Here is a 4,073-nt window from a genome sequence, read left to right as displayed (position 1 = left end):
CCCGGACAAGCCGAAAAGCCCGCCCGGAAAAGCCCGGAAAAGCCGAAAAGGGTAGGGCCGCTCCAGGCCGACCCGGGGCACGACCGGGAAGACTGGCGGGACGCTAAATATTCTTAACAAATCAAGGTCGGATCTTCGCTTACACTCCCGCTTCCATGTTGATTTCCCGATGGAGCCGGGTGTCGATGAAATCGTTTCTGGCCATCTTGTGTTTTGCGGCGTCGGCTTGGTCGGCGATGGTGTGCGTCCCCCGGTTGCGGATGGGCCAGGGGGCCAAGCTGCCTGCCCAGGTCGTCGGTAGGTGATCTCGGGTAACCGCGGTACCGAAGACAGTTCGGGGTCATACCCTCATGCCATCAGATAAATCGCCCCTGATCGGCCCTTTGGAAGACCAAGGGCGGCCACGCTCCGAGTCGCTGCGCCTGTTGCCGCAGCAGGTGGCCGAGTTGAATGAGCGCTGGCATATCGTGCGCAGGCGGGGTTGCCTGATGAACGACCTGGTGGAATTGCGCCGATTGAGCCATATGCTGGTCAATGTGTTGACCGGCACCGGAATGGAGCGGGCGTTCAACGGTATCCGTCGGGTCGACGAACGCCTGCGTCACCATGTCAACACTCAGGTGCGGCCACCCACCGTCGAGCAGGAGACGATCGGCGCACTGATCGCTGGTCTGCGCAGCATCGTCGCCGAGGAATTGCACGAACAGTCCTCGGCCAAGGCACCGGCTTTGTCGATCCCGGAGCAGGGAAGTGCCCCGGAGACTCTTCCGAGCCCCCTGGTCTACGTAGTGGAACCCGATGGGCCGCCGAGCGACGACCTGGGCTTGCAGTTGGCAGCACACGGATTTGCAACGCAGGGATTCGCCAACGTGGAAGCCCTGCTTGATGCCGTACTGAAACGGCCTCCCCAGGCCTTGGTAGTGCGGGTATCCCGTAGCAGTGGCCCGGAGTGGTTCGAGACGATCCGGATTCTGAAGCGGACGGCACAGCCGCCGATGCCCGTAGCCTTTGTGTTGCCCTGCCGCGATGTCCATGCCCGCTTGCAGGCTCTGCGTGCCGGGTGCGATGCCTGTTTCAGTGAACCGGCGCGGGTGCCGGGTCTCGCAGTGCGGCTGCACCATTTGATCGGCACCCATCAGCCATCACCCCGCGTGCTCATCCTGGAGCCCGACCCTGCGCTGCTGCAACTGTACGTTGGCATCCTGCGCAAGGCCGGCTGCGAAGTCTGCAGCACTGCGGACCCGTTGACGCTTGTCGACCTGGCACTCGATTTTCAGCCCGAGGTGATTCTGTTGGACCCGCACATGTCCGAAGCCGACGGGTGCGAGCTGTGCTGGTTGCTGCATCAGGAGGAGGCTTTGCTCGAAATCCCAGTGGTGTTCCTGTCGGCGGAGTCGGACGTTACGAGACACGAGCGTGCCATCGATGCCTGCGCCCTGGATCTTCTGGTCGAACCCGTATCAGCCGACGATCTGGTGGAGCGGGTGCGTAACCGCTCCCTGCATTACCGACGGATCTCCAGCAAGGGCCTTGCTCCGAGCCGCCGTGACGGCGCCACCGATCTGGCGCGGGTCGAAGTTGCTGATGGTCACGCACTGGTCGAAGAGGAGATTGCACGGGACGAGGCCGCGCAACGGCCGGACGGCAATCGGGCTCTGTGCAATGCTCCGCAGGTCCAGTCCCTGGACGATGAGCAACGCCGCCACTGGAGCCGGTTGATTCATTCTGCGGTTACCGAAAAGCGCCTGTTCCTGGTGTACCAGCCGATCACCAGCGTCGTCACCACTGACCGCATGGAGCGCCACGAGGTGCTGCTTCGGATGACGGACAGCGAGGGCGAGGCGATCCCGCCCGGGACATTCTTTGCCAGCGCAAAACAGTTGGGTCTGTCGCGGCTGCTGGATCGCTGGGTGGTGGGGGAAGCACTCGCCGTGCTGGCTGAACGGCAAAAGGATCGGCCCGAGACCAGCTTCTTCATCAAGCTGTCCGAGGGTTCCATCCAGGATGATGGGTTTGTCGCCTGGTTTGGCAGGTCGCTGCGAAGTGTACTGGTGCACCCCCACAGCTGCGTGCTGGAGCTCCGCGAATCCGACGTGCTGGCGCATCCGGACCGCGTTAGGAACCTGATCGACGCTTTGCATGCCTTGGACGTCGATGTGGCCGTGGAACACTTCGGCCTGGTGGTGGATGGGGTTCGCCTGCTGCGGGAACTGAAGCCGGATTACATGAAGGTGGATCGATCCCTGATTCAGGAGCTCTCCACCCGTTCGGAGCAACGCGATCGGCTACAGGAGTTGTTCAGGCAGGCCCAGTACCACGGTGTCAAAACCATGGCCGCCTACGTGGAGGATCCCGGCGACTTGATGGTGCTCTGGCGATCGGGGGTGATTCTGGTCCAGGGTAATTTCCTCCATCACCCCGAGCCAGAGATCCCGGATGCCCTCTAGCCCCAGGGAAAGCCGCCGGGGTCGGACCAGGCTAACATTCGGATTCAACAGGCTAATACGCCGTATTTCGACCTAATTTTGGCCTTAAACGGCCGTTTTTGGCCCCAAAAATGCCGGTCCAAGGAAAGTGGCTCGATCCATGAGTTGAATCGTGGCCGCAGCGATCCGTAACGCCAACTTCTTGGGCGGCCAATTCTGGGTAGGAAATGGGCCCTCCAAGGCCTTTTTTGGGGGTTGAAATGGGGTGTTTTTCCTATGATATCAAATCTTTGCCTTGGTCCGACCCCTCTGGTCGACCCCCTGGTCGCCGCTGATACTCCCTGGCCAGGCTGGGAAATAAATCAGTCCCGGTTTTTGTGGTGAAGTAAATCAGTCCCCTTTTATTGGTGAGTCCCGTTTTTTTGCGTCAGGTCTCTCCGGCGAGTCGGCTGTTGCCGTTGCAGGTATCCATGAACGGCTTCCCGAGCCTGAAGGTGTTGACTTGATGGGCATATCTCGTATGCTCCCCTGAGCCGTTTGATTGGCGTCCGTCCCTTTGTTCAGTACATGCCGTATCGCATTCCAGACAATACAGGGCGTGTGTCTGGCACGTCATCGGCAAAGGGTCTTGATGGGTCGCCCGGATACCGAATCGCCGAACAGAGCGAATACTAATAAGGCAGGTAAAACGAGCCGCCGGGTCGATCCGGCTTACCACCAAGGGGGACGTTGCATGTCACGGAAACGTCGGAGTTCCGGTGTACGGTTTTGTCGTTTGTGCCTCATGGCCACCGCAGTGGCCCTTGCCCTTGGCGCCGCGGCGCCGTCTCAATCCTTCGAGTTCACCAGTGCCGGCGGGGAAGTGACCGGAAGCTTCGACACCACGCTGTCGCTCGGTGCGCGCTGGCGGATGCAGAAGCCCGATTCTGCGCTGATCGGGCTCTCGAATGGGGGCACCGCGCGTTCCGTCAACGAGGACGACGGCAACCTGAACTGGGATCGGGGCGATTTGGTTTCCCTGGCCGCGAAGGCGACCCACGACTTCGAGTTGAATTACCGCAACTACGGCGCGTTCATCCGCGCAACGTACTTCTACGATGACGCGGTGATGAGCAAGAGCGGTCTCAGTTCGGAGGCCCGTGACCAGGCTGGCCGCGATTTCGAAGTGCTGGACGCCTACGTCCGTGGAGATTTCGATGTCGGTGACCGCTGGCTGGGCCTGCGTCTGGGCCGCCAGGTGGTGAACTGGGGCGAGAGCACCTTCATCCAGAACGGCATCAACGTGCTGAATCCGATCGACGTCAGCCGCCTGCGCATCCCCGGCTCGGAACTGCGCGAGGGCCTGATGCCGCTGAACATGCTCTGGGCGGCCCACGACCTCACCGACCGCCTGTCGGTAGAAGGCGTCTGGATGCTGGAGTGGGACAAGACGCGGATCGATCCGGCGGGAACGTTCTTCAGCAGCAACGACTTCCTGAGTCCGGGCGGTGAGAATGTGTTCGCAGGGTTCGGACGCAGAAAAGATCTCAGTACGCCCCCGACCAATCCGGTTCCGAATTTTGGTGTGCCACCGGATCTGTCCGCCATCACCGAGGAGCTTGCTGGGCCCTACGACCGAGAGGCGGCCGTCTGGGCGCCGCGTGCGAG

2 protein-coding genes are annotated in these 4,073 nt (G+C 61.5%); both read left to right on the top strand.

Annotated features, from left to right (window positions below):
• Nucleotides 1–350: 350 nt before the first annotated feature.
• A complete protein-coding gene (locus EA346_RS00570) occupies nt 351–2,447 on the top strand; it encodes an EAL domain-containing protein (protein ID WP_296754294.1) in 2,097 nt (698 codons plus the stop codon).
• Between the two features lie 763 nt (nt 2,448–3,210).
• On the top strand, nt 3,211–4,073 hold an 863-nt coding region (locus EA346_RS00565), incomplete at its 3' end, for a DUF1302 family protein (protein WP_296754292.1).

Origin of the sequence: Thioalkalivibrio sp., assembly GCF_007692535.1 — a bacterium.
GTDB lineage: Bacteria > Pseudomonadota > Gammaproteobacteria > Ectothiorhodospirales > Ectothiorhodospiraceae > Thioalkalivibrio.
The sequence above is the reverse complement of the archived record's forward strand: the minus strand, read 5'-3'. Positions and strand labels throughout refer to the sequence as shown.

Excerpts from the sequence above, each read along its gene's own strand:
- EA346_RS00570 (WP_296754294.1), top strand. The coding sequence starts at position 351 with ATGCCATCAGATAAATCGCCCCTGATCGGCCCTTTGGAAGACCAAGGG.